We start from the raw sequence: 22376 nt of genomic DNA, 5'->3' as shown, positions 1-22376 counted from the left end.
CTGACACTCCTCCCGCAAGCGGGAGGGGAGAGTTGAACAAATGACCACGACGACCGCAACGCCGATCATCCTTCCCGCCGACTGGCGCGATTTCCTCGCGCTGACCAAGCCGCGGGTGATGACGCTCGTCGTCTTCACCGGGCTGTGCGGGATGCTGGCGGCGCCGGTCGCCATCGATCCGGTGCTCGGCTTCACCGCGATCCTGTGCATCGCGCTCGGCGCCGGTGCGGCGGGTGCGCTCAACCAATGGTATGAGGCCGATCTCGACGCCAAGATGAAGCGCACCGCGCGCCGGCCGCTGCCCGCCGGGCGGATGGATCGGCAGTCGGCGCTGCATTTCGGTGTGGGGCTCGCCAGCTTTTCCGTGATCCTGATGGGGCTGGCCGCGAATCTGCTGGCGGCCGGGATCCTCGCTGTCTCGATCCTGTTCTACGTGCTGGTCTATACCGTCTGGCTGAAGCGCCGGACGCCGCAGAACATCGTCATCGGCGGCGCCGCCGGCGCCTTTCCGCCGCTGATCGGCTGGGCCGCCGCGACTGGCCATGTCGCCACCTTGCCGCTGCTGCTGTTCGCCATCGTCTTCCTGTGGACGCCGCCGCATTTCTGGGCGCTCGCCCTGTTCATGAAGAGCGATTATGCCGCCGCCGGCGTGCCGATGCTGCCGGTGGTTTCCGGCGAGCGCGTGACCCGGACTCAGATCGGCCTTTACACGATTCCGATGGCGGTCGCGGCGATCGCGCCCTGGGCGCTCGGCCTGACCGGTGCAGTATATGGCCTCGTTGCCGCCATCGCCACGCTGGTGTTCGCAGCGCTCGCGCTTCAGGTGAGCCTCCGCACCACCGGCGCCAAGGACGCGATGCGCCCCGAGAAGCGGCTCTTCGCATGGTCGGTCCTCTATCTTTTCATCCTTTTCGGGGCAGTCGTGATCGACCGCTGGGTATTTGCATGAACCGGCCTGAAGACGCACCGCGCTCGAGCGTGCCGCCCTCGATATGGCAGAAGCCGACCGAGGCGGAGAATGACGCGATCCGCAAGCGCCAGCGCAGCCGCTCGATCGTGATGGCGCTGTTGCTGGGCGCGTTCGTCGTGCTGATGTTCGGCATCTCGATCGCCAAGATCAAGGGAGGGATGGCGCATTGACCCGCAAGACGCGCACCCTTGTCCTCCTCGTCCTCGGCGTGTGTTTCATGAGCGGCCTGGGCTGGGCGAGCGTGCCGCTCTACCGGGTCTTCTGCCAGGCGACCGGGTGGAACGGCACGACTCAGCGCGGCAAGGTCGCGCCGGGCGCGGTCGACCATCAGATACGGATTGCGTTCGATACCAATGTCGCGCCGAAAATGCCGTGGAAGTTCGTGCCCGAGAATCGATCGGACGTGGTCGCGATCGGCGCGCGCGACATGGCCTTTTTCGAGGCGACCAACACGAGCGACCACAGCATCACCGGTACGGCGACCTATAATGTGGCCCCCGCCGAGGCGGGCAAATATTTCACCAAGATCCAGTGCTTCTGCTTCACCCAGCAGACGCTGAAGCCGGGTGAGACGGCACGCATGCCGGTCATCTTCTTCGTCGATCCAAAGATCCTCGACGACCCCGATGCGGTGGACGTCAAGACGATCACCTTGAGCTACACTTTTTACCCTGTGGATTCCGCGAAAGCCGCAAGCTAGAGCGCATCTACAGCCTATTGAAACGGGGACCGAAATGGCCGGCGCCAAGAATCACGATTATCATATTCTCGCACCCGATATCTGGCCGTTCGTCGGCGCCTTTTCGGCGCTCGCGATGGCGGCCGGTGCCATCATGTGGATGCATGGCGGCCATGTCGGCCATCCCAATGGCGGCGGCATCCTGTTTTTCTTTGGGGTAGCCATGGTGCTCACCACCATGTTCAGCTGGTGGGCCAATGTAATCAGCGAAGCGCATCAGGGCTTCCACACTCCCGTCGTGCAGCTTCATCTGCGCTACGGGATGATCCTGTTCATCGCTTCCGAGGTGATGTTCTTCGTCGGCTGGTTCTGGGCGTTCTTCGATTTCTCGCTGTTCCCGGCGCCCGTCGCCTATGACATGGCGACTCACACGACGAGCCTGATCACCGATGCCGCCGCGGGCGCCGCGACCTGGCCGCCCAAGGGCATCGAAGTGCTCAATGCCTTCAAATTCCCGCTCCTCAACACCCTGATCCTGCTGACCTCGGGCACCACCGTCACCTGGGCGCATCACGCACTGATCCACGGCCAGCGCGGCGGCGAGAAGACCGGCCTCTGGGGCCTGCTCGGCGTCGGCAACCGCGACGGCGTGCTCAAGGGCCTGTGGCTGACGATCATCCTCGGCATCACCTTCAGCTCGATCCAGGCCTATGAATATGCCGGCGCACCCTTTCCCTTCCAGGGACTGAACTATGGCGCGTCCTTCTTCATGGCGACCGGCTTCCACGGCTTCCATGTCATCATCGGCACGATCTTCCTGACCGTCTGCCTGATCCGCGCCTATAAGGGCGACTTCACGCCGCGCCAGCATTTCGGCTTCGAGGCGGCTGCCTGGTACTGGCATTTCGTCGACGTGGTGTGGCTGTTCCTGTTCGTCTCCATCTATGTCTGGGGCGGCTGGGGCGCGCCGGTCCACGCGGGCTGACACCATGAAGACCGGCTGGGAACTGGCGCAGATCAATGTCGGGCGCATGGTTGCGCCCGCCACTGATCCGCAGGTCGCCGGTTTCTTCGCCGAGCTTGATCGGATCAACGCACTGGCCGATGCCAGCCCGGGCTTTGTGTGGCGCCTGGTCGGCGACGGCAACGACGCGACCGACCTGCAGCCGACGCCGGACCCGCTCGTGCTCGTCAACATGTCGGTCTGGGAAGATGCCGAGGCGCTGTTCGCCTTCGTCTATCGCACCGCCCACACGCCGGTAATGGCGCAGCGGCGTCAGTGGTTCGCGCCCATGGAGGGCGCGTATCAGGCGCTCTGGTGGATCGAAGCCGGAACGCTACCGACGGTCGAGGACGGCCTCGCCCGCCTCTGGCTGATCGATCGCTTCGGCCCGAGCGCGCGCGCCTTCACTTTCAAGTCGCGATTTCCGGCGCCCGGCCTTCCGGGTCTGCCGATCGACATGCAGCCCGATCCGTGGTGCGTTGGCCGAGCCTGAGCCCCGCCAGCACGGCCCGACGCCCGCTCAGGTGGCGCTGAAGGGACTGTGCCCGCGCTGCGGCGCGCAGACCCTGTTCACGGGACCGGTGAAATTTACCGATCGTTGCCGCGCCTGCGGGCTCGATTTTACGACCTTCAATGTCGGCGACGGACCGGCCGCATTCCTCACCTTCATCCTGGGCGGGCTTCTGGTGGGCCTGTCTCTGACGCTCGAGCTGACGATCGAGCCGCCGCTCTGGCTGTTGGCGATCATTCTCGTGCCGCTCGGCGTGGTGAGCGTCATCGGCGCGCTGCGGCTCGCAAAGGGCGTGCTGCTCGCGCTCGAATATCGCAATGCGGCGCGCGAGGGTCGGATTTCGGATCAATGAAATCTCTTCCCCCGACGAAACGCTTTCCGATCGTCGCGACCCTGGTGGTCGGGCTCGCCATCGCGGCGATGATCGCGCTCGGCTTCTGGCAGCTCCAGCGCAAGCACGAGAAAGAGGCGCTGCTCGCGCAATATGCAGCGAATCGCACCTTGCCGCCGATCGCCTTCCCCCGCATCCCGGTTGGCGAAAGCCTGTTGTTCCGCCGCGCCAGCGCCTTTTGCCTCGAGCCGGTCAGCTACAAGGTCGAAGGCGGGCGCAACGCGAAGGGGGGTGCCGGCTGGCGCCAGATCGCGCAATGCCGCACCGGCGCCGAGGGGCCCGGATTCGCGGTGCAGATCGGCGTCTCTTCCACGGTCGATGCGAAGCCCGGCTGGAAGGGCGGCGAGGTGAGCGGCTATATCACGCACGCGCCCGACCATCAGCCGCTGATCGCCGCGATCTTCTCGCATGCCCCAAAGATGCTGATGCTCGTCGCCGACAAGCCCGTGGCGGGGCTCGAGGCCAATCCCGAGGCTGACCTGTCGGCGGTGCCCAACAACCATCTCGCCTATGCGGTCCAGTGGTTCCTGTTCGCAGCGGTGGCGGCGATCATCTACGGGATTGCGCTGAGACGGCGACTGAAGCCCTGACCTGGCTCGATGACGTGCTTGTGACTTTGCCGCGCCGCGGTTAGGCGCGAAAGCCATGCGCTATATCAGCACCCGTGGGGCAGCCCCCGTCCTCGATTTCGAACAGGTCACCCTGGCCGGCCTCGGCAATGATGGCGGGCTTTATCTTCCCGAGGCCTGGCCGAGCCTGAGCGCCGAGGAGATAGGGGGCCTGCGCGGCCTTTCCTATGTCGACACCGCGGTTGCAGTGATGGCGCCCTTCGTCGAGGGCACGCTGACCCGCGAGGAGCTTCGGTCGCTCTGCGTCCAGGCCTATGGCCGCTTCGCTCATGCCGCCGTCACCCCATTGGTCCAGCTCGACCAGCGCCACTGGCTGCTCGAGCTCTTCCACGGCCCGACGCTTGCCTTCAAGGACGTCGCGCTTCAGCTGCTCGGCTTGCTGTTCGAGCGCTTCCTGGCCGGCACGGACAAGCACCTCACCGTCGTTGGCGCGACATCCGGCGATACCGGCTCGGCGGCGATCGACGCGCTGGCGGGGCGCTCGGGGGTCGATGTCTTCATGCTCCACCCGAAGGGCCGTGTGTCCGACGTGCAGCGGCGGCAGATGACGACGGTGCTCGCGCCCAACATCCATAATATCGCGATCGAGGGAAGTTTCGACGACGCCCAGGCGCTGGTGAAGGCGATGTTCAACGATCCCGGTTTTTCGGGGAAGTTCGCGCTGTCGGCGGTCAATTCGATCAACTGGGCGCGGCTGATGGCGCAGGTGGTCTATTATTTCTACGCTGCCGTCCGGCTCGGCGCCCCCGAGCGGCCGGTCGCCTTCTCGGTGCCGACCGGCAATTTCGGCGATGTCTTTGCCGGCTATGTCGCAGCGAAGATGGGGCTGCCGGTCGCGAAGCTGGTGGTCGCGACCAACGTCAACGATATTCTCCACCGCGCGCTCAGCGCGGGCGATTATTCGCAAGGGACGGTGGTGCCGACGCCGAGCCCGTCGATGGACATCCAGGTCTCGAGCAATTTCGAACGGCTGCTGTTCGATCTCGGCGGCCGCGACGGCGCCGCGACGGCGGAACAGATGCGCGGCTTCGAAGCGACCAGGGCAATGCGCCTTACCAACGCGCAACGCGAGGGCGCCTCACGCCTGTTTGCAAGCGACCGGATCGATCTCGACGACATGGCGCTCGCCATGCGCTGGGCGTGCGATGGCGCCGGGCAGGTGATCGACCCGCACACCGCGATCGGCCTCGCCGCGGCGCGCCGTGCCGACCTGCCGATGGATGTGCCGATCGTCACGCTCGCGACGGCGCATCCGGCGAAATTCGGCGATGCGGTGGAACGCGCGACGGGTGTACGGCCCGCGCTCCCGGCGCGGATCGGCGACCTGTTCGATCGCGAGGAGCGCTACGCGACGCTCCCCGGCACCTTCGAGGCGGTCACCGGCTATATCGCCGAGCGGGCGGTGGCGCGGCCGTGAACACCGGCCTGTTCTGATGGACGTTCAAACCCTTATCGGCGAGCCCTGGGCCGATTACGGCCTGGTCGACTCAGGGGGTGGCCGCAAGTTCGAACGCTATGGCCGCTTCCGCTTCATCCGGCCCGAGGGCCAGGCCTTGTGGAAGCCGGCAAGGGACGATTGGCGGGCGCATGCCGAATTCGTCCCGGGTTCCGACGAGGATGGCGGCGGCCGCTGGGAGTTCGCCGAACCGGTGCCGCGCGAAGGCTGGCCGCTGAAATGGGACGATGTGAGCTTCACCGCCCAGACGACGCCGTTCCGCCATCTCGGCTTCTTCCCCGACATGGCGCCGGTCTGGAGCTGGATGCGCGAGCGCGTTGCTGGGATGGAGGCGCCCGAATGCCTCAATCTGTTCGGCTATACCGGTGTCGGTACGCTCGCCATGGCGGCGAAGGGTGCGAAGATGGTCCATGTCGACGCCTCGAAGAAATCAGTCGAGGCAGCCCGCGCCAACGCCCAGCTCTCCGGCATGGCCGACAAGCCGATCCGCTGGATGACTGACGATGCGACCAAGTTCATCGCCCGCGAGGTGCGACGGGGGCGGCGCTATGACGGTATATTGCTCGATCCGCCCAAGTTCGGGCGGGGGCCAGAAGGCGAGGTGTGGCGGCTCGAGGAAGGGTTGCCCGGCCTGATCGCCGATTGCCGCAAGCTGCTCGATGGCGAGTCGCGCTTCCTGTTCCTGACCGTCTATGCGGTGCGGATGTCCGCGCTGGCGATCGGCGAGTTGCTCAACCAGGCGCTTGCGGATCTCGGCGGGAGGATCGAGGCGGGGGAACTGGCGGTGCGTGAAGAAGCACGCGGGCTGCTGCTCCCGACCGCAATCTGGGCGCGGTGGTCGCGCTGATCCCTCCCCTCCCGCAAGCGGGAGGGGGAGGAAGAAGGGTCACTCCATCCCCGCCCGCATCGCCGCGCCCGCAACGAAGGGCGCGCCCGCAATCAACACCAGGCTCACCGCAGCCAGCAACTTCACCGCGCCCATCCCGCCCTCGATCGATCCAGCCCCGAAGATCAGCAACGGCACCGCAAGCGGCAGCATCACCAGCCCGGCGACCGCCCCCGCGCCGCGCAGGCCCGACACCAGGGCCGAGGTCGCCACCGCCAGCGCGGCGAGCCCCGGCGTGCCGATCAGCAACCCGATTTCGACCCGCAGCAATATCGCGCCCGGCAGATCGAGCAGCCCCGCGGCGATCACCGCCGCCACCATCAGCGGCGGCCCGAAGGCGAGCCAGTGCGCGGCGATCTTCATGGCCGCCACGCTCGCCATGCTCAGCCCGCGCACGGCGAATTGATCGAGCACGCCGCTTTCGGCATCGGGCCCGATCAGCCGCTCGACCGGCATCAGCGCCGCAAGCAACGCCGCCGCCCAGATCACCCCGCCGCCGACCCGCGCCAGCAGCGCGGCATCGGGCCCGATCGCGAAGGGAAACAGGATGGCGACAAGCAGGAAGAAGGCCAGCGTATAGGTAACGCTCCCGCCCGCCCAGGCACGGCGCAGGTCGCGCGTGACAAGGGTGAGAAGCGGCCTCACGCCGCGCTCCCCAGCACGATCGACTGCGCGTCGGGCGCGTCGATCGGCAGATGCGTGGCAATCAGCACAGCCCCACCGGCGGCGCGGTGGCGCGCGATCAGCGCCTCGAGGGTGCGGACGCTGGCCTCGTCGAGCCCGTTTGCGGGTTCGTCGAGCAGCCAGACCGGCGCCTCGCTCGCCACAACCCGCGCAAAGGCGGCGCGGCGGCGCTGGCCGGTCGAGAGCAGGCGTACCGGTACATCGCCGAGTAAGGCGAGGCCGGTTGCGTCGAGCGCGCGGTAAACCCGGTCGCCGGGCGCGCCGCCAGCGTCGAGCGCCGCCCAGAAGCGGAGCGCGTCAGCCAGCCGCCGATCCGAATCGAGCGCACTGGCCTCGGCCATCAGCGCGCGTGTCGCCGATCCCTCGACACTGCCCGAAAGCGGCTTCAGCAGCCCCGCCGCGATCCGGATCAGGCTCGATTTGCCGATGCCGTTCGGCCCGGTCACCAGTGCCGCGCCGCCGGGCTCGATAGCGAAGGAGAGCGACTCGAACAGCACCCGCCCGCCGCGCGCGCACGCCAGGTTCCGGAACGCGAGGCTGCCGGTCACGATTCGCCCACTGCCTCTTCAAGCGCATGCATGTCCTCGTCCGAGAGGCCGAAATGATGGCCGACCTCATGGATCATCACATGCGCGACCAGCTCGTCGAGCCCGACCCCGGTCTCGATCCATTCTTCGAGGATGGCGCGGCGATAGAGATGGATACGATCCGGCAGCGCGCCCGATTCCATCGACGATTTTTCGCCTATCGGCCGGCCGTGATAGAGCCCGCTCAGGTCGAGCGGATGCTCGATGCCCAGCGCGTCGAGGGTTTCGTCATCGGCGAGGTCCTCGACAATCAGCACGACATCGCCGAGATGCGCGCGGAATTCGGGCGGCAGGCTGGCGAGCGTCGCGCGCGCGATCGCCTCGATCGTGTCGAGGCCGGGCGCGGTGCGTGGTTGATCGGGTGTCGCCATCGGCTATGCCATAAGGTGAAGGCGCATCGAGCGCTACAGGAGGCGCGGATGACGATCGAGCAGCTGAGCGACGAGGACCGGGCGGAGGCGCTCGATGCGCTCGACGAATGGGATTATGACGAGGCGCGCGACGCGATCACGCGCAAATTCCTGTTCGCGGATTTCAGCGAGGCCTTTGCCTTCATGACCCGCGTCGCGCTGCTCGCCGAGAAGGCTGACCATCATCCGGAATGGTCGAATGTGTGGAATAGGGTCGAGATCCTGCTGACCACGCATGATGCCGGCGGGCTCTCACGGCGCGACGTCGACATGGCCGAGGCGATCGACCTGCTGCTTGAGTGACGTGTTCCGCTCCGGGCATGCGCGAGGGGGAGCAAGCGGCTAGTCAGTAGGTGCAGCCATGCCCCGCCGCATCATCGTGCGCAGCTTGCCCGGCATCCAGCGCGCGGCAAAGGCCATACGGTGAGCGGTCTTGCCGACATAGGTGTGGACCTTGTCGCCATGCACCGCGGCCCAGGCGGCCTCGGCGACCTCCTCCACGGCGGTCAGCTCGAGCCCCGCTGCCGTCACTGTCTCGCGGATCGACTGATTCGATCCGCCCGCCGGTGCCTTCAGCAGCGGCGTATCGATGAAGCCCGGCACGATATCGCGCACCTTGATGCCGGCGCCATACCATTCGCCGTCGAGTCCCTCGGTCATCGCGCGGACCGCGAACTTGGTCATCGAATAGGGAACCAGGCCCGAGCAACCGTAGATTGCCGACGCCGACGCGGTGTTGAGCAGGTACGATCCCGGTGTCCGGGCGAGATAGGCATAGCCGATTCGCGCCCCATTCAGCACGCCCATCAGATTGATCGCGATCGTCCGGTCGATATCGTCGAAGCTTGCCTCGGCAAGCGGGCCGCCGGTGGCGATTCCGGCATTGTTGAACAACACGTCGAGCCGCCCGCCCGTCACGGCCGTGAACGTGTCGAGACTCGTGACCCAGGCGTCGCGGTCGCGGACGTCCATCACATAGGTGGTCGCCATGCCCGGCGGCAGCATTGCGGCGGTCTCGGCAAGGCCGGCTGCGTTGACGTCGGCCAGGCCGACGCGCCAGCCGCGCGCACCGAACAGCCTGGCGGTCGCCTGGCCGATCCCCGATCCGCCGCCGGTGATGAAGATCGCCCTCTGGCCTGTGTCGCCCATATCCGCCCCCTGTTCCTGTTTGACGCTATGCCTATCGTCCCGCACAACCAAAGGCGATGCCAGAATCGCACGCCCCGGGCCCCTCGGTCGCCTTTGCCGATGTGACGAAACGCTATCCGGGCGGTACGGTCGCCGTCGATACTGTCTCGCTGGAAATTGCCGGCGGCAGCTTCGTCGCGCTGGTCGGCGCGTCGGGATCGGGCAAGTCGACGCTGCTCAAGATGGTCAACCGGCTGGTCGAGCCGAGCGCCGGCACCGTCATGATCGCCGGCGAGGAAGTGACGAGGACCGAGCTGTCCCGGCTCCGCCGGGGAATCGGCTATGTCTTCCAGAATATCGGCCTGTTCCCGCACATGAGCGTCAGCGAGAATATCGGGCTCGGTCCGTGGCTCGCGGGCGAGAAGGATCGCGAGCCCCGCGTTGCCGAGCTGCTCGATCTGGTGGACCTGCCGCGCGACTTCGCCCTGCGGATGCCCGATGCGCTGTCGGGCGGCCAGCGCCAGCGCGTCGGTGTCGCGCGGGCGCTGGCGTGCCAGCCGGGGCTGATGCTGATGGACGAACCGTTCGGTGCGCTCGATCCGGTCACGCGCGATCAGCTCGGCGCGGCGATCCGTGCGCTGCACGATCGGCTCGGCCTGACCACGATCATGGTGACTCACGACATGGCCGAGGCGCTGCTGCTCGCTGACCGGGTGCTGGTGATGGCGGCGGGCCGGATCGTCGCCGATGCGACACCGAAAGCGTTGCTGGCGGGCGAGGGCGGCACCGAGGCGGATGCGCTGGTTGCCGTGCCGCGCGAGCAGGCGCGGCGGCTGCATGCGCTGGAGCAGGGGGCGTGACTGCCTTTCTCGATGCCTTTGCCCGCGTGCCGGATCTGCTTGCCGCGCATCTGCTGCTTGCCTTTTCGGCGCTGGCGCTCGGCCTGGTCATCAGCCTGCCGCTGGCGATCTGGTCAGCCCGCCATCCGGCGGTGGCGCGGATCGCGCTTGGCTTCGCCAGCCTTGTCCAGACCATCCCGTCGCTTGCCCTGCTCGCGCTTTTCTACCCGCTGCTCCTGTCGCTCTCGACGCTGGTCGGCGGCGGCATTCCGGCGCTCGGCTTCCTGCCCTCGCTGCTCGCGCTGACTCTCTATGCGCTGCTGCCGATCCTCAGGAACGGCGTCACCGGCCTCGCCGGCATCGATCCGGCGGTGATCGAGGCGGCTGACGGCATGGGGATGACGGCGTGGCAGAAGCTCCGCCTGGTCGAGGGGCCGCTGGTCGCGCCCGTATTGATGGCGGGCATCCGCACCGCCGCGGTCTGGACGATCGGCGCCGCGACGCTCTCGACCACGGTCGGCCAGCCGAGCCTCGGCGACATCATCTTCGCCGGCCTCCAGACCCAGAACTGGGCACTGGTGCTCGCCGGCTGCCTGAGCGCGGCGGCGCTCGCGCTCACGGTCGATGCGCTGCTCGGGGTGATCGAACGCGGCATCGCCACGCGGCACCGAGTCAGCGCCTGGATCGCGGCGGCCGTGCTCGCCGCGGGTGTGATCGTCGCGCTCGCGCCGATGTGGCCGCGTTCGGGCGAAACGGTCGTGATCGGCGCCAAGGGTTTCTCCGAGCAATATATCCTGGCGCGGGTGATCGGCCACCGGCTCGAAGCGGCGGGCTATCATGTCGAGTATCGCGAAGGGCTCGGTTCGGTCGTCGCTTTCGCCGCCGCCGCTTCCGGCAATATCGATGCCTATGTCGATTATTCGGGCACGATCTGGACCAACGAGATGAGGCGCACCGACACCCCGCCGCGGCCGGCGATCGTCCAGGGTGTCGGCGAGTGGGCGGCGCGCGAACATGGCGTGAGACTCATCGGCACGCTCGGCTTCGAGAACACCTATGCCTTCGCCATGCGCGGCGACGATGCCGCGCGCCGGCACGTGGCAAGCATTGCCGATCTGACCGCGATCGCCCCGCAGCTCAGGCTCGCCACCGATATCGAGTTTCTCGAACGGCCCGAATGGGCAGCGGTGAAGCGGGCTTACGGCCTCCAATTCCAGTCGGCCCACCCCTATCAGCCGACTTTCATGTACCGCGCGCTGACCGACGGCACCGCTGACGTGATCCCTGCTTTCTCCTCTGACGGGCGGATCGCTGCCGACAAGCTCACCGTGCTCGCCGACCCGAAGGGCGCGATTCCGGGCTATGACGCGATCCTGATGGTCTCGCCGCGGCGCGCGCACGATGCCCGCTTCCTGAAAGCGATCTCGCCGCTGGTCGGGCGCATTCCCGTCGAGGCGATGCGCGAGGCGAACTACATGGTCGATCGCGACGACGACAAGGTGTCGCCGGAAGTCGCGGCGCGGTGGCTGGAGAAGAAGCTCGGGTTATAGATCTCTTCGTCATGCCGGAACAAGCCTAGGATGACGGTAATATCTTGAAATAATACGATAATTTATTGGGGTGCCGCGCGTGAACCTGATCCGGCGATCAGGAATGGGTCGGTTCGATTCAATCCCGGGGGAGGGTGTGGAAGATGCGCGAGCGGGCGGGATGCCGTCCCGGTTCCGCCTGCTCTTTGACATGACCGTTTTATTCGATGGGCGGGCGGCCACTCCCACAGGCCCGCTGTTCCCCGCTGTTCCCCGCTGTTCCGCCGCTGTTCCGCCGCTGTTATCGTCGCTGTTCCCCCGCTGTTATGCCGCTGTTCCTGAATAACAGCGGGATGCTCAGTAAGATGTTGATAACGAATGGAGAAATTGAACGGAAACTCCAACATAACAGCGGCGAAAATAAAAAATCGCGGGGAACAGCGGGGAACAGCGGGAATCGGGATCGCGGCTGGGCTCGCGGTCGGGTCCACTCAGGGCCCGGCATAAGCAACCCGGAACCGGATTCCCTCAATCTGGCGATCCGGATTTCCCGCGAGGCGCTCCAAGGTCGCGCGCGATATCCTAGGCCCGCACCGCCGTTACGAAATAATCGAGCTTCAAATCGTCCGAAATCACGAAGCCCTTCGCCGGCGAGAAGCGCAACCCGCGCGTATCGATTACGGTCAACCCCGCCTCTTCGAGCAGCCCGCCGAGCTCCTCGGGCGTCAGGAACTTGTTCCAGTCATGCGTGCCTCTGGGGATTTGCCCGGTCCCCTCGCCGATCGTGATCATCGCGAGATGCGACAGCGCCGTGCGGTTGGGGGTGGAAAGCACCATCAGCCCGCCCTCGGCGAGCGCGCCCGCCAGGCCGGCGATGAAGGCTGCCGGATCGCTGACATGCTCGATCACCTCGAGACTCGTCACCAGATCGAAACGCTTGCTGCCCAGCCCCTCGATTCCGCCGGTGCGATAATCGATGGTCAGGCCCGATTGCAGCGCATGGGCATGGGCCGCCGCGATATTCTCCGCCGCTGCGTCGATTCCCGTCACCGCAGCGCCGAGCCGGGCGAGTGGCTCGCACAGCAATCCGGCGCCGCATCCGACATCGAGTGCTGTCTTGCCGGCAAGCGGGGTGAAGCCCGCCGCGTCCAGCCCCCAATGCCGGTCGATCGCCTCGCGGAGATAGCCGAGCCGCGCCGGGTTGAGGCGGTGGAGCATCGCCGAGGAACCCCTGGGGTCCCACCAATCGGCGGCCAGTGCGCCGAAATGCGCGGCCTCGGCCGGGTTGATCGTCGTTACGGGGGCGCTTGTCCCCGCGGCGGATGCCGCAATTGTCTGCGCGGCGGATGCCGCAATGCTTGCTATGCCCATTGCGCCTTCCTATCAGGGCGCCCCGCCCACCCCAAGGATTTCCAGCACCCTCATGGCCCGTATCGTGATGAAGTTCGGCGGCACGTCGATGGCCGGGATCGAGCGGATCCGGAGCGTCGCCGCGCGCATCAAGCGCGAGGTCGAGGCCGGCAACCAGGTCGCCGTCGTCGTTTCGGCGATGGCCGGCGAGACTGACCGGCTCGTCAATTTCTGCCGCGAGGCGAGCTCGCTCTACGATCCGCACGAATATGACGTCGTCGTCTCGGCCGGCGAACAGATCACCAGCGGCCTGCTCGCGATCGCGCTCCAGGCGGTCGGCGTGCCGGCGCGGAGCTGGCTCGGCTGGCAATTGCCGATCCGCACCTCGGACGGGCACGGCTCGGCGCGCATCGCCGAGATCGACACCACCGCGCTCAACAAGTCGCTGGCGCAGGGCGAGGTTGCGGTCATCCCGGGCTTCCAGGGCCTCGCGGCGGGCGAGCGGGTAACCACGCTCGGCCGCGGCGGCTCGGATACGTCGGCGGTGGCGATGGCGGCGGCGATGAAGGCCGATCGCTGCGACATCTATACCGATGTCGACGGCGTCTATACGACCGACCCGCGCATCGTGCCGCGCGCGCGCAAGCTGAAGCGCGTCACCTATGAGGAAATGCTCGAGCTCGCGAGCGTCGGGGCCAAGGTGCTCCAGACGCGCTCGGTAGGGCTCGCGATGAAGGAAAAGGTCCGCGTCCAGGTGCTGTCGTCGTTCACTGACGACGACGCGCCGATGGCGGACACATTGCCCGGTACGATGATCGTGGGCGAAGAGGAGATCGACGATATGGAACGCCAGCTCATCACCGGCATCGCGCACGACAAGAACGAAGCCAAGATCACGCTCACGTCGGTCCCCGACCGTCCCGGCGCGGTGGCCTCGATCTTCACGCCGCTGGCGGATGCGAACATCAACGTCGACATGATCGTGCAGAACGTCGCGCACTCGACCGGATCGACCGACGTGACCTTCACCGTGCCCTCGGCCGATCTGGCACGGTCGCTCGAAGTGCTCGGCAATGCGAAGGGCGATATCGGCTATGTCGAACTGGTCCATGATACCCGCGTCGCGAAGATCTCGATCGTCGGGGTCGGCATGCGCAGCCATGCCGGCGTCGCCGCGACCATGTTCAAGACGCTCGGCGAGCGCGGCATCAATATCCAGGCGATCACCACCTCGGAGATCAAGGTCTCGGTGCTGATCGAGGAAGATTATACCGAGCTCGCGGTGCGCGTGCTGCACACCGCTTATGGGCTCGACGCGGAGGACGCTGCGTGAGCGTTGGCGAGGAGCGCCTCGCCCGCCGGATGGCACGAGGCGTTGAATTCCTGGGTTCGGAGGTCGCGATTCTGTGCGGCGCCATGTCCTGGGTCAGCGAGCGCCATCTCGTCTCGGCGATGTCGAATGCGGGCGGTTTCGGCCTGATCGCCTGCGGGGCGATGACCCCCGAGCTGCTCGATGCCGAGATCGCGGGGACAAAGGCGCTCACCGACAAGCCGTTCGGCGTGAACCTCATCACCATGCATCCCGGGCTGTTCGATCTGATCGAGGTCTGCAACAGGCACGGCGTCGGCCATGTCGTGCTCGCGGGCGGCCTGCCGCCGACCGGTTCGATCGATGCGATCAAGGCGAACGGCGCGAAGCTGATCTGCTTCGCGCCCGCGCTGTCGCTTGCGAAGAAGCTGATCCGTTCGGGCGTCGACGCGCTGGTCGTCGAGGGCATGGAGGCCGGCGGCCATATCGGTCCGGTCTCGACCAGCGTGCTCGCGCAGGAGATCCTTCCCGAAGTGTCCGAGCAGGTGCCGGTGTTCGTGGCCGGCGGCATCGGCCGGGGCGAAGCGATCGCCGCCTATCTCGACATGGGTGCGGCGGGCGTCCAGCTCGGCACGCGCTTCGTCTGCGCGACCGAATCGATCGCGCACGCCAATTTCAAGAAGGCGTTCCTGCGTGCTTCGGCCCGTGACGCGGTGGCGAGCGTCCAGATCGATCCGCGCCTGCCGGTCATTCCGGTCCGCGCGCTCAAGAACGCCGGCGGCGAGCTGTTTACCGCCAAGCAGCGCGAAGTCGCGCAGCTGCTCGACGAGGGCAAGATCGAGATGCTGGAGGCCCAGCTCCAGATCGAGCATTATTGGGCGGGCGCGCTCCGCCGTGCTGTGATCGAGGGCGATGTCGAGCATGGCAGCCTGATGGCTGGCCAGTCGGTCGGCATGGTGACGAAGGAAGAGCCGGTCGCCGAGATCATCGCGACGCTGATGGCCGAAGCCGCGCACGCGCTGGAGAAGCGGGCGGCCTGAGATGGAGCGCGCCGGCCTGCCGATCCTCGCCTTTCCGGATGCGGCGGCCTGGGAGGCATGGCTTGCCGCGCAGCCCCGCACCTCGGCGGGCGTCTGGCTCAAGCTCGCCAAGGCAAAGGCGGGTACGCCTTCAGTCTCGAAGGCCGAAGCGATCGACGGCGCGCTGTGCCATGGCTGGATCGACGGCCAGCTGAACCCGTATGACGCGCATTGGTGGCTGATCCGCTTCACGCCCCGCAAGGCGCAGAGCAAATGGTCCGAGAAGAACCGCGTCCGTGCCGGCGAGCTGATCGCGGCCGGGCGGATGGCGGCGGCGGGGCAATGCGAGATCGAGTCGGCCAAGGCGGACGGCCGCTGGGACGCCGCCTATGCCCCGCAAAGCACCGCCGCGCTGCCCGATGATCTGGCGGCCGCGCTCGAGACGGAGCCCGGCGCGCGCGCCTTTTTCGACAGCCTCGATTCAGCCAATCGCTACGCCATCCTCTACCGAGTCCATGAAGCGAAGAAGCCCGAGACCCGCGCCGCGCGGATCGCGAAATTCACAGGCATGTGCGCGCGCGGGGAGAAGGTGCACGCTACGCCGCGACCTGCAAAAGGAAGCCGGTAACTGCCTCCGGCTCGGTGATCATCAGGTCATGGCCGGTGTCGATCTCGAAATTGCGGTTTCCCTCCAGCTGCCGGGCGCGAGCGTCGTCGGGGCTACTGGCCAGCGAGGCGGTGCAGTTGATGTTGGTCCGCTTCAGCCGCGCCGCGGCGTCGCCATTGAGGAGGGCGAGCGGCTGCGCAAAGCATTTCCACGGATGCGGGGTCAGCTTGCTTTCCGTCCAGGCAGCATCATCGGGATCAGTGATGCCGAAGAACTGCGCCATGCCCGGAAAGGGCCACATGACGAGTTCCACCCCATTGACGACCCGCACGCCCGCGTAAGTCGGTTCCATCTGCTGCGGGGCGAGCGTGGCCAGCGATTCGCCGTCACGCGGATGCGCTGCGTCGAGATAGACCAGCTCCGCGATCCGATCCGAAGCGCGATCAGCCACCCCGGTGATCACCATGCCGCCATAGCTATGGCCGACCAGAATGACATTCTCGAGATCCTCGAAGCGGAGCAGGTTGACGATATCGGCGATGTGCGTTTCCAGATCGGTCTCCGGGGTGCAGAGGTGCGATCGCTCGGCGAGTCCGGTCAAGGTCGGCGTGAAGACCTCATGCCCCGCGTCGCGCAGCAACCGGGCCACTTTCCGGTAACACCAGCCGCCATGCCCGCCGCCATGAACCAGCACGAACGTCGCCATTGCCGTCTCCTTTGATTCTGGCGTTATACACCTTGGGAGTGCCGAGATATGGAATACTGTATTCCGAAACGCAATGGATCCTGTAGCTGATGGACGACGCCCGCGTTCGTCGCAGCCGCGCGAATCTTCGCCGGGCCTTTGTCGATCTCCTGACCGCCAAACCCCTGGAGCAGATCACGATCCGGGATATCGCGGCATTGGCAGGTGTCGGCTACACCACTTATTTCCGGCACTATCCGAACAAGGAGGCCCTGCTCGACGAGGTGATCGCCGAGGAAATCGGCAGCCTCGTCGCGTACACCGTGCCAGTGTACGATAGTGCTGACTCGCTCGCAGCCTGTGTGACTCTCTGCACTTATGTCGACCAGCACCGGCCGCTATGGACTACGCTGCTGACCGGCGGGGCGGCCGGCGCCGTCAAGGAGGAGCTGCTGCGCCAGGGTCGCGAGGTTTCAGCACCGCGCGCCGGCGAGAACGGGCTCCCGGCTGAGCTCGGCATTGCCCTGGCGATTGCGGTGACCATCGAATTGATGTCCTGGTGGCTGCGCCAGCCTTGCCCCTGGCCGATCGAGAAGGTCGCCGAGGTCCTCAACGAGGCCGGCATCAAGCCGGCCATGTCGGCGCCGGTGCGTCCGTGATCAGCCCAGGAAATGGACTGCCATCGCCGCGGCGCCGCCGAAGACGACAGCGATCATGATCGACAGGATGCCAGCGACCATCGATCCCGAGCGGCGCTGCCGGAAACTGCTCCGCTTCCCGTGCTTGCCGAGCTTGAGTTCGACCAGTCCCGCCAGCCCGCCGCCGGCGCCCGTGCAGACCAGCGTGATGAGCGCGCCGGACGGCGTCTGCAGCGCGATCGCGATCGGCAGGACCACGCCGAGTGGCGCGGCCATGGCGAGGGCGGCCATCAGCTTGACGAAATCCACCTCGGACTTGGCGACCGGGGAGACGGCAAGCAGATCGGGCGTATCCTCGGCCGAGACGGTCAGCCAGGCGAAGCTGCCGACCAGCTGGCTCGCGATCAGCACGCTGGCAAAGGCGAGCCCGGGCGCGAGCGGTATCTGATCACCGCCGCCAAAGGCGACGAACAGAAGCGGCGTGAGATAGACGAGCCGCAGCACGATCTGGAAGGCGAGCGCCGGGTCGCGCGCCAGCAGGCGCCATTCCTTGGCGAAGATCGACCGGAACAGGCTGGCGTGGAACAGCCGCGCGATCCTCCGCCCCGTCGGCCGCGCTCGCGAAAGCCTGGCGCCGCCGTCCTGATAGCCGGTGAGGAACAGCCGCTGCAGCGTCACGCCCGCGAGGATGAACAGTAGCAGGCCCGCCCCGAACATCGTCACGATGGCGAGCGGATCGCCAAAAGCGGCGCGGCCCGGCAGGGCGCTCACGCCGCTCTCGCCGAAGCCGTTGGCGCGCAGGCGTTCGAACAACACCGCGACGCTCGATTCGCGCCGGCCGCTATGCGATGCGATCTGCTGGGTCAGGAACAGCGCGCCGCCGAGCAGGGCCGCTGCGACCTGGCCGACGGTACGGGCGGCGCGGGGCCCGACAAGCGTCGCCAGCGCAAGCGTGATCGCAACGCCGATCGCTGCGGCGGCCAGCGCCAGCGCGGCGAGCAGCGCGACGACGCCGAACAGCCGCGGATGGCCCAGTGCGGCGATCGGCACGACGATCGTCAGCAGCAGCACGGCATAGGTCAGCACGATCGTGCCGGCGATGCCGAGCAGCTTGGCGAGCAGCACCGTCCGCCCTTCGATCGGTGCGGTGAAGAGCAAGGCGAGATCGCCCGTCTCGTACAGCGTGCGCTGGCTGCCGATCATTGCCTGGGCGGTCATGAAGCTGAAGACGGCGATGCTGCCGGCCAGCACGCCCGCGCGCAGGCCAGGAATATCGGGGATCGGGTGGTCGCGGAGAATCCAGCCGAGGAAACAGCCAAGCGCGAACCACCCGAGGATCAGCGCATAGCCGATCCAGCGCGTGGCGCCGCGCCGCGACCGGGTGCGCCAGGCAAGCCGGATTTCGTGCAGCGCAAGCCAGGCGAACGAGCCCGGCGCCGGCCTGACGCCGAGTCTCAAGCGCCGCTCGTCAGGCGGATGAAGATGTCCTCGAGCGTCATCCCCTCGCTGCCGGCGCGCCCGCGAAGCTCCTCGAGCGTGCCTTCCTCGAGCAGCTTGCCGCCGGCGATGATGCCGATCCGGTCAGCCATCCGCTCGGCGACTTCGAGGATGTGAGTCGTGACGATCACAGTCTTGCCGGCATCGACCTGAGCGCGCAGCGCATCCTTCACCGAGCGGGCCATGTTGGCGTCGAGGCCGGTCAGCGGTTCGTCGAGGATGAGGAGCCTGGGATCGTGGATCAGCGCGCCGGCCAGCGCGACCTTCTGCTTCATGCCGCGCGAAAAGCCCTCGCACCGCGTGTCGCGCTCCTCCCACAGATCGAGCCAGTGGAGCAGCCTTTCAGCCTCCTCGGCTGCGCTCCTCGGGTCCATCCGCCACAACCCGGCGACGAAGGCGAGATATTCGCTCGGGCTGAGCTTGTCGTAGAGCATCGGCTCGTCGGGCAGCCAGGCAGTGATCGCCTTGGCCTCCAGCGGATGCCGCCGGGCGTCGATCCCGAAAATCTCGATGCTGCCGGTGTCGGGGCGGGTAAGCCCGGTCACCATCCTGAGCGTGGTCGTCTTGCCGGCGCCGTTGGGGCCGAGCAGGGCGTAGAGCTGGCCGGCTGCGATTTCGAGGTCGAGCCCCGCGATCACCGGCTTGTCGAAACTCTTGGCAAGGCCGCGGATGCGCAGGGCGGATTCGGTCATGGAGCGGGACAATAAGCCGTGCTCAGCCTTCGTCCACCCGGAACAATTGCTCGACCGAACGGCCAAGCGCGGCCGCAAGCTTCAGGGCGAGGATCGTCGACGGGACGAACACGCCATTCTCGACAGTGTTGATCGTCTTGCGGCTGACGCCCACCCGGTCAGCGAGCTCGGCCTGGGTCAGCTCGAGCCGGGCGCGCTCGTCCTTCAGGCTGTTGAGTAGCCGTTCAGCCATTTTTCAGCGCCTTGCGCTCGAGCGTGCCGAACCGAAGCAGCGCGAGCGCAATGCCGAAGGTGATGATCAGCCGTGCACCCTCCCGCGCCGTGATCGGCTCGTAGAAGCTCAGGCCATAGACGAGCGCGGCAGTGGCGATCGTGCCCCAGAAGCCGAGCGCCATCGCGCGCCTGCGATGATCGATCGTCGTCTCGTCGTTGAGCAGCGCACGCATGCGCCGCCCGCGCCACAGGCCGCCGCCGACCGAGAGGAAGAGCAGCAACGCCGCCGCCCAGACGATCCATGCGGCAAGATGGAGTGTTTGCGGCCGGTTGAGCGGCAGGTCGTCGGGAAAGCTCCCGATCTGCGCGGCGACGAACACGAGCGCCATCACCGTCGCGGCGCGGGCGCGGCCCCAGGCGATACGGTCGGCAAGATCGGCGTGACTGGCCATGATGCAGCTCCTCGATCCGAAGAATGGATATGGGTCGTCACTGGTCCTGGTGGCGATAGGCACTGCGTTCGAGCTTGCCGAACCAGAACAAGGCGGCGGCGATGCCGAAGGTGATGATGATGCGCGATGCGTCCTGACCCTGGAACGGCTTGTAGCGGTCGACCACGAAGGTCAGCGCCGCCGTTCCCATCGCAACCCAGAATCCGACCGCCAGGCTGCGCTGACGATTGTCGCGGGTGACGTCGTCGTTCATCAGCTTGCGCACGCCGAGCGGCTGGAACCAGCCGCCGCCGCCTGCCAGGACGATCAGCAGCATCGCCCCCCAGGCGACCCAGCCGATCATCCGGACATGGTCGACCAGCCGCTGCTCGCTCGTGCTCGCGGCCAGTGTGGCGACGAACACCGCCGCTGATGCAATGACGATCCGTGCGCGGCGGCGGCCGGCGCGCTCGGCCATGTCGATGTCGCAGGTCATGTCATTTTCCCCGAGTCGTGTAACCTATAGGTTTCATGTAACCCACAGGTTACTTTGGCGTCAAGTAGTGTCGCGCGAGGGGCGAACGGGGTTTCTTCGCGGGGATCGCTCCGGTAGGAGACCGGGCATGGTGCAGGCGCAAATGGATCAGCCGGTCGAAGGCCGCTTCGACGGGAAAGAGCATCGATTCCCGGTGCGGGTCTATTTCGAGGACACCGATCTGTCGGGGGTCGTCTATCACGCCAATTATCTGCGCTACATGGAGCGCGCCCGGTCGGACATGCTGCGGCTCGCCGGGATCGACCAGCGCGCCGTCCATGAGGCGGGCGGGGGCGCTTATGCGGTCAGCAGCCTCGCGATCCGCTACCGCCGTCCGGCACGGCTCGACGACGCGCTGGTGGTGGTGACCAGATTGACACAGGTGCGCGCCGCGTCGGTCGATATTCAGCAGAGAGTCATGCGCGGGGCTGAGATACTAAGCGACGCAGATGTGACGGCGGCGTTGGTGGGAGCATCGGGCCGCCCAAAGCGGCAGCCGCCGGAATGGATCGAGGCGTTCAGGCGCCTGGTGGATCAAGGGGACGACGATTCGTGACTGACCTTGTCTTGAATACCAATGCAGCGACGATGTCGCCATTTGTGACCCATATCGTCGTGTTGGTGGTCATGGGCGGGTTGCTGCTCGCCAGCGTCTGGAGCTGGGCGATCATCGTCAGCTTCTGGTACCGGATCGGGCGGACGCGGAGCAGGATCGACCGGTTCGAGCGCGATTTCTGGAAGGCCGAGGATATCGACGCCTTTCACCGGATCGAGGGCGAAAGCGATCTGCCGGTCGCCAGGGTGTTTTCGGCAGGCGTCAGGGAATGGCGCCGGTCGACCGCCGCCGGCACGGTCGATCGCGAAGGAACGCGCGAGCGGCTCGCGACGGCGATGGGCTCCGCGGTCGCCAACGAGATCGACAAGCTCTCGGATCGTCTCAACATCCTCGCGACGATCGGCTCGGTCGCGCCCTTTGTCGGGCTGTTCGGCACCGTGCTCGGCATCATGGGCAGCTTTTCCGGCATCGCCAGCGCGCAGAACACCTCGCTCGCCGTCGTGGCGCCGGGCATTTCCGAGGCCCTGTTCGCAACCGCGATCGGCCTGTTCGCCGCCATTCCGGCGGTCATCGCGTACAACCGCTTCGGCCACGGCATCAACAAGATCGAGGCGCGGCTCAACCGCTTTGCCGACGGCTTCCATGCAACGCTCAGCCGCCAGCTCGAAACGGACGTGAGGAAGCTCTGATGGCGATGCAGCTCCCCTCGCAGCGCGGCCGCGGCCGGCGGGCGCCGATGGCGGACATCAACGTCACGCCGCTGGTCGACGTCATGCTGGTGCTGCTGATCATCTTCATGGTCACGGCGCCGCTGCTCACTGCCGGCGTCCCGGTCAATCTGCCCGACAGCCGCGCGAAGGCGCTCGACCAGGACCAGCAGCCGGTCCAGATCACGATCGAGGCAGGCGGCAAGATCTTCGTCGACAAGGATGAGGTGACCGAGACGATCCTGCCCGATGTCCTCCAGCAGATCGTCGCAAAAGCCGGAAACGGGGCTGACGGGGCCAAGCCGCCTCAGGTTTTCCTGCGCGCCGACAAGAGTCTCGATTATGGTCGGGTGATGCGGGTGATGGGCGAGCTCAATCGTGCCGGGCTCAACCGTGTGGCCCTGGTAACGATCGGCGACGAGAGCAAGTGACCGG

30 protein-coding genes are annotated in these 22376 nt (G+C 66.7%); 19 read left to right on the top strand and 11 right to left on the bottom strand.

Going from position 1 to position 22376, the window contains the following annotated elements; all coding sequences use genetic code 11:
- Positions 1 to 40 precede the first annotated feature (40 nt).
- From ABD050_RS08710 to ABD050_RS08670, 9 genes are read left to right on the top strand one after another with little or no spacing between them, the layout of a single operon-like run.
- Positions 41 to 949, top strand: coding sequence for a heme o synthase (locus ABD050_RS08710; protein ID WP_343888890.1), 909 nt, complete (start codon positions 41 to 43; stop codon positions 947 to 949).
- The gene (locus tag ABD050_RS08705; protein WP_343888959.1) at positions 946 to 1140 is read left to right on the top strand and encodes a hypothetical protein; all 195 of its coding nucleotides are present in this window, start codon (positions 946 to 948) and stop codon (positions 1138 to 1140) included. The genes ABD050_RS08710 and ABD050_RS08705 overlap by 4 nt, the downstream gene beginning before the upstream one ends.
- A complete protein-coding gene (locus tag ABD050_RS08700) occupies positions 1137 to 1670 on the top strand; it encodes a cytochrome c oxidase assembly protein (RefSeq protein ID WP_343888889.1) in 534 nt (177 codons plus the stop codon). The genes ABD050_RS08705 and ABD050_RS08700 overlap by 4 nt, the downstream gene beginning before the upstream one ends.
- Positions 1671 to 1704: 34 nt before the next feature.
- The gene (locus ABD050_RS08695) at positions 1705 to 2634 is read left to right on the top strand and encodes a cytochrome c oxidase subunit 3 (RefSeq protein ID WP_343888888.1); all 930 of its coding nucleotides are present in this window, start codon (positions 1705 to 1707) and stop codon (positions 2632 to 2634) included.
- A 4-nt stretch (positions 2635 to 2638) separates the two neighbouring features.
- Complete coding sequence (locus ABD050_RS08690; protein ID WP_343888886.1) at positions 2639 to 3145, top strand: DUF3291 domain-containing protein; 507 nt, start codon at positions 2639 to 2641, stop codon at positions 3143 to 3145.
- Entirely contained in the window at positions 3132 to 3515 is a 384-nt protein-coding gene (locus ABD050_RS08685; RefSeq protein WP_343888885.1) for a DUF983 domain-containing protein, read from the top strand. The genes ABD050_RS08690 and ABD050_RS08685 overlap by 14 nt, the downstream gene beginning before the upstream one ends.
- Positions 3512 to 4144 carry an SURF1 family protein gene (locus ABD050_RS08680; RefSeq protein ID WP_343888884.1) on the top strand — a complete coding sequence of 211 codons (633 nt, stop codon included), beginning with the start codon at positions 3512 to 3514 and terminating at the stop codon, positions 4142 to 4144. The genes ABD050_RS08685 and ABD050_RS08680 overlap by 4 nt, the downstream gene beginning before the upstream one ends.
- Positions 4145 to 4199: 55 nt before the next feature.
- Positions 4200 to 5600, top strand: coding sequence for a threonine synthase (gene thrC, locus ABD050_RS08675; RefSeq protein WP_343888883.1), 1401 nt, complete (start codon positions 4200 to 4202; stop codon positions 5598 to 5600).
- A gap of 16 nt (positions 5601 to 5616) precedes the next feature.
- Positions 5617 to 6486 (top strand): class I SAM-dependent methyltransferase, encoded by an 870-nt coding sequence (locus tag ABD050_RS08670; RefSeq protein WP_343888882.1) that lies wholly within the window; start codon positions 5617 to 5619, stop codon positions 6484 to 6486.
- A 39-nt stretch (positions 6487 to 6525) separates the two neighbouring features.
- On the opposite strand, the gene ABD050_RS08665 is transcribed toward ABD050_RS08670, so the two are convergent.
- Genes ABD050_RS08665 through ABD050_RS08655 form a run of 3 tightly spaced genes read right to left on the bottom strand, consistent with a single transcriptional unit; the run spans position 6526 to position 8167 of the window.
- Complete coding sequence (locus ABD050_RS08665) at positions 6526 to 7170, bottom strand: heme exporter protein CcmB (RefSeq protein WP_343888881.1); 645 nt, start codon at positions 7168 to 7170, stop codon at positions 6526 to 6528.
- Positions 7167 to 7757 (bottom strand): heme ABC exporter ATP-binding protein CcmA, encoded by a 591-nt coding sequence (ccmA, locus tag ABD050_RS08660; protein WP_343888880.1) that lies wholly within the window; start codon positions 7755 to 7757, stop codon positions 7167 to 7169. Before ccmA ends, ABD050_RS08665 begins: the two co-directional genes overlap by 4 nt.
- Positions 7754 to 8167, bottom strand: coding sequence for a metallopeptidase family protein (locus ABD050_RS08655; protein WP_343888879.1), 414 nt, complete (start codon positions 8165 to 8167; stop codon positions 7754 to 7756). Before ABD050_RS08655 ends, ccmA begins: the two co-directional genes overlap by 4 nt.
- Positions 8168 to 8215: 48 nt before the next feature.
- Between ABD050_RS08655 and ABD050_RS08650 the strand changes: the two genes are divergently transcribed.
- The gene (locus ABD050_RS08650; protein WP_343888878.1) at positions 8216 to 8509 is read left to right on the top strand and encodes a 4a-hydroxytetrahydrobiopterin dehydratase; all 294 of its coding nucleotides are present in this window, start codon (positions 8216 to 8218) and stop codon (positions 8507 to 8509) included.
- A 39-nt stretch (positions 8510 to 8548) separates the two neighbouring features.
- Here ABD050_RS08650 and ABD050_RS08645 read toward each other — a convergent pair whose 3' ends face one another.
- Positions 8549 to 9355 carry an SDR family oxidoreductase gene (locus tag ABD050_RS08645; protein ID WP_343888877.1) on the bottom strand — a complete coding sequence of 269 codons (807 nt, stop codon included), beginning with the start codon at positions 9353 to 9355 and terminating at the stop codon, positions 8549 to 8551.
- 56 nt (positions 9356 to 9411) lie between these two features.
- Between ABD050_RS08645 and ABD050_RS08640 the strand changes: the two genes are divergently transcribed.
- Complete coding sequence (locus ABD050_RS08640; RefSeq protein WP_343888876.1) at positions 9412 to 10194, top strand: ATP-binding cassette domain-containing protein; 783 nt, start codon at positions 9412 to 9414, stop codon at positions 10192 to 10194.
- Positions 10191 to 11723, top strand: a complete 1533-nt coding sequence (locus ABD050_RS08635) for an ABC transporter permease/substrate-binding protein (RefSeq protein ID WP_343888875.1) — start codon at positions 10191 to 10193, stop codon at positions 11721 to 11723. Before ABD050_RS08640 ends, ABD050_RS08635 begins: the two co-directional genes overlap by 4 nt.
- Before the next feature lie 561 nt (positions 11724 to 12284).
- Here the strand turns inward: ABD050_RS08635 and ubiG are convergent.
- Positions 12285 to 13073: a bifunctional 2-polyprenyl-6-hydroxyphenol methylase/3-demethylubiquinol 3-O-methyltransferase UbiG gene (ubiG, locus tag ABD050_RS08630; RefSeq protein WP_343888874.1), complete on the bottom strand. Its 789-nt coding sequence runs from the start codon at positions 13071 to 13073 to the stop codon at positions 12285 to 12287.
- A 52-nt stretch (positions 13074 to 13125) separates the two neighbouring features.
- On the opposite strand from ubiG, the gene ABD050_RS08625 reads away from it, so the two are divergent.
- From ABD050_RS08625 to ABD050_RS08615, 3 genes are read left to right on the top strand one after another with little or no spacing between them, the layout of a single operon-like run.
- Positions 13126 to 14385, top strand: coding sequence for an aspartate kinase (locus ABD050_RS08625; protein WP_343888873.1), 1260 nt, complete (start codon positions 13126 to 13128; stop codon positions 14383 to 14385).
- Between the two features lie 29 nt (positions 14386 to 14414).
- A complete protein-coding gene (locus ABD050_RS08620) occupies positions 14415 to 15401 on the top strand; it encodes an NAD(P)H-dependent flavin oxidoreductase (protein ID WP_343888953.1) in 987 nt (328 codons plus the stop codon).
- Position 15402: 1 nt separating this feature from the next.
- Positions 15403 to 16008: a YdeI/OmpD-associated family protein gene (locus ABD050_RS08615; RefSeq protein ID WP_343888872.1), complete on the top strand. Its 606-nt coding sequence runs from the start codon at positions 15403 to 15405 to the stop codon at positions 16006 to 16008.
- Here the strand turns inward: ABD050_RS08615 and ABD050_RS08610 are convergent.
- A complete protein-coding gene (locus ABD050_RS08610; RefSeq protein ID WP_343888871.1) occupies positions 15977 to 16693 on the bottom strand; it encodes an alpha/beta fold hydrolase in 717 nt (238 codons plus the stop codon). The genes ABD050_RS08615 and ABD050_RS08610 overlap by 32 nt on opposite strands.
- 89 nt (positions 16694 to 16782) lie before the next feature.
- Here ABD050_RS08610 and ABD050_RS08605 point away from each other — a divergent pair, with 89 nt between their 5' ends.
- Positions 16783 to 17331, top strand: a complete 549-nt coding sequence (locus ABD050_RS08605) for a TetR/AcrR family transcriptional regulator (protein WP_343888870.1) — start codon at positions 16783 to 16785, stop codon at positions 17329 to 17331.
- On the opposite strand, the gene ABD050_RS08600 is transcribed toward ABD050_RS08605, so the two are convergent.
- Genes ABD050_RS08600 through ABD050_RS08580 form a run of 5 tightly spaced genes read right to left on the bottom strand, consistent with a single transcriptional unit; the run spans position 17332 to position 20639 of the window.
- Positions 17332 to 18768, bottom strand: coding sequence for a hypothetical protein (locus ABD050_RS08600; protein WP_343888869.1), 1437 nt, complete (start codon positions 18766 to 18768; stop codon positions 17332 to 17334).
- Positions 18765 to 19499, bottom strand: coding sequence for an ABC transporter ATP-binding protein (locus ABD050_RS08595; RefSeq protein WP_343888868.1), 735 nt, complete (start codon positions 19497 to 19499; stop codon positions 18765 to 18767). The genes ABD050_RS08600 and ABD050_RS08595 overlap by 4 nt, the downstream gene beginning before the upstream one ends.
- Before the next feature lie 22 nt (positions 19500 to 19521).
- On the bottom strand, positions 19522 to 19731 hold the full coding sequence (locus ABD050_RS08590) for a helix-turn-helix transcriptional regulator (protein ID WP_343888867.1): 210 nt from the start codon (positions 19729 to 19731) through the stop codon (positions 19522 to 19524).
- Positions 19724 to 20164, bottom strand: a complete 441-nt coding sequence (locus tag ABD050_RS08585) for a hypothetical protein (protein ID WP_343888866.1) — start codon at positions 20162 to 20164, stop codon at positions 19724 to 19726. Before ABD050_RS08585 ends, ABD050_RS08590 begins: the two co-directional genes overlap by 8 nt.
- A gap of 37 nt (positions 20165 to 20201) precedes the next feature.
- Positions 20202 to 20639, bottom strand: a complete 438-nt coding sequence (locus ABD050_RS08580; RefSeq protein ID WP_343888865.1) for a hypothetical protein — start codon at positions 20637 to 20639, stop codon at positions 20202 to 20204.
- Between the two features lie 127 nt (positions 20640 to 20766).
- Between ABD050_RS08580 and ybgC the strand changes: the two genes are divergently transcribed.
- From ybgC to tolR, 3 genes are read left to right on the top strand one after another with little or no spacing between them, the layout of a single operon-like run.
- On the top strand, positions 20767 to 21234 hold the full coding sequence (gene ybgC / locus ABD050_RS08575; protein ID WP_343888864.1) for a tol-pal system-associated acyl-CoA thioesterase: 468 nt from the start codon (positions 20767 to 20769) through the stop codon (positions 21232 to 21234).
- Positions 21235 to 21266: 32 nt separating this feature from the next.
- Complete coding sequence (gene tolQ, locus ABD050_RS08570) at positions 21267 to 21923, top strand: protein TolQ (protein WP_343888952.1); 657 nt, start codon at positions 21267 to 21269, stop codon at positions 21921 to 21923.
- The gene (gene tolR / locus ABD050_RS08565; protein ID WP_343888863.1) at positions 21923 to 22372 is read left to right on the top strand and encodes a protein TolR; all 450 of its coding nucleotides are present in this window, start codon (positions 21923 to 21925) and stop codon (positions 22370 to 22372) included. The genes tolQ and tolR overlap by 1 nt, the downstream gene beginning before the upstream one ends.
- The last annotated feature ends 4 nt before the right edge of the window (positions 22373 to 22376 follow it).

It is taken from the genome of Sphingomonas oligophenolica, from assembly GCF_039522915.1.
In the GTDB taxonomy this organism is placed as follows: Bacteria; Pseudomonadota; Alphaproteobacteria; order Sphingomonadales; family Sphingomonadaceae; genus Sphingomonas; species Sphingomonas oligophenolica.
Note: the sequence above shows the minus strand (reverse complement) of the source record. Positions and strands in the feature narration are given on the sequence as shown.

Coding starts and splice junctions, on each gene's coding strand:
- ABD050_RS08710 (WP_343888890.1), top strand. CDS start 41: ATGACCACGACGACCGCAACGCCGATCATCCTTCCCGCCGACTGGCGC.
- ABD050_RS08705 (WP_343888959.1), top strand. CDS start 946: ATGAACCGGCCTGAAGACGCACCGCGCTCGAGCGTGCCGCCCTCGATA.
- ABD050_RS08695 (WP_343888888.1), top strand. CDS start 1,705: ATGGCCGGCGCCAAGAATCACGATTATCATATTCTCGCACCCGATATC.
- ABD050_RS08690 (WP_343888886.1), top strand. CDS start 2,639: ATGAAGACCGGCTGGGAACTGGCGCAGATCAATGTCGGGCGCATGGTT.
- ABD050_RS08680 (WP_343888884.1), top strand. CDS start 3,512: ATGAAATCTCTTCCCCCGACGAAACGCTTTCCGATCGTCGCGACCCTG.
- thrC (WP_343888883.1), top strand. CDS start 4,200: ATGCGCTATATCAGCACCCGTGGGGCAGCCCCCGTCCTCGATTTCGAA.
- ABD050_RS08670 (WP_343888882.1), top strand. CDS start 5,617: ATGGACGTTCAAACCCTTATCGGCGAGCCCTGGGCCGATTACGGCCTG.
- ABD050_RS08655 (WP_343888879.1), bottom strand. CDS start 8,167: ATGGCGACACCCGATCAACCACGCACCGCGCCCGGCCTCGACACGATC.
- ABD050_RS08650 (WP_343888878.1), top strand. CDS start 8,216: ATGACGATCGAGCAGCTGAGCGACGAGGACCGGGCGGAGGCGCTCGAT.
- ABD050_RS08645 (WP_343888877.1), bottom strand. CDS start 9,355: ATGGGCGACACAGGCCAGAGGGCGATCTTCATCACCGGCGGCGGATCG.
- ABD050_RS08640 (WP_343888876.1), top strand. CDS start 9,412: ATGCCAGAATCGCACGCCCCGGGCCCCTCGGTCGCCTTTGCCGATGTG.
- ubiG (WP_343888874.1), bottom strand. CDS start 13,073: ATGGGCATAGCAAGCATTGCGGCATCCGCCGCGCAGACAATTGCGGCA.
- ABD050_RS08625 (WP_343888873.1), top strand. CDS start 13,126: ATGGCCCGTATCGTGATGAAGTTCGGCGGCACGTCGATGGCCGGGATC.
- ABD050_RS08620 (WP_343888953.1), top strand. CDS start 14,415: ATGGCACGAGGCGTTGAATTCCTGGGTTCGGAGGTCGCGATTCTGTGC.
- ABD050_RS08615 (WP_343888872.1), top strand. CDS start 15,403: ATGGAGCGCGCCGGCCTGCCGATCCTCGCCTTTCCGGATGCGGCGGCC.
- ABD050_RS08610 (WP_343888871.1), bottom strand. CDS start 16,693: ATGGCGACGTTCGTGCTGGTTCATGGCGGCGGGCATGGCGGCTGGTGT.
- ABD050_RS08605 (WP_343888870.1), top strand. CDS start 16,783: ATGGACGACGCCCGCGTTCGTCGCAGCCGCGCGAATCTTCGCCGGGCC.
- ABD050_RS08595 (WP_343888868.1), bottom strand. CDS start 19,499: ATGACCGAATCCGCCCTGCGCATCCGCGGCCTTGCCAAGAGTTTCGAC.
- ABD050_RS08590 (WP_343888867.1), bottom strand. CDS start 19,731: ATGGCTGAACGGCTACTCAACAGCCTGAAGGACGAGCGCGCCCGGCTC.
- ABD050_RS08585 (WP_343888866.1), bottom strand. CDS start 20,164: ATGGCCAGTCACGCCGATCTTGCCGACCGTATCGCCTGGGGCCGCGCC.
- ABD050_RS08580 (WP_343888865.1), bottom strand. CDS start 20,639: ATGACCTGCGACATCGACATGGCCGAGCGCGCCGGCCGCCGCCGCGCA.
- ybgC (WP_343888864.1), top strand. CDS start 20,767: ATGGTGCAGGCGCAAATGGATCAGCCGGTCGAAGGCCGCTTCGACGGG.
- tolQ (WP_343888952.1), top strand. CDS start 21,267: ATGTCGCCATTTGTGACCCATATCGTCGTGTTGGTGGTCATGGGCGGG.
- tolR (WP_343888863.1), top strand. CDS start 21,923: ATGGCGATGCAGCTCCCCTCGCAGCGCGGCCGCGGCCGGCGGGCGCCG.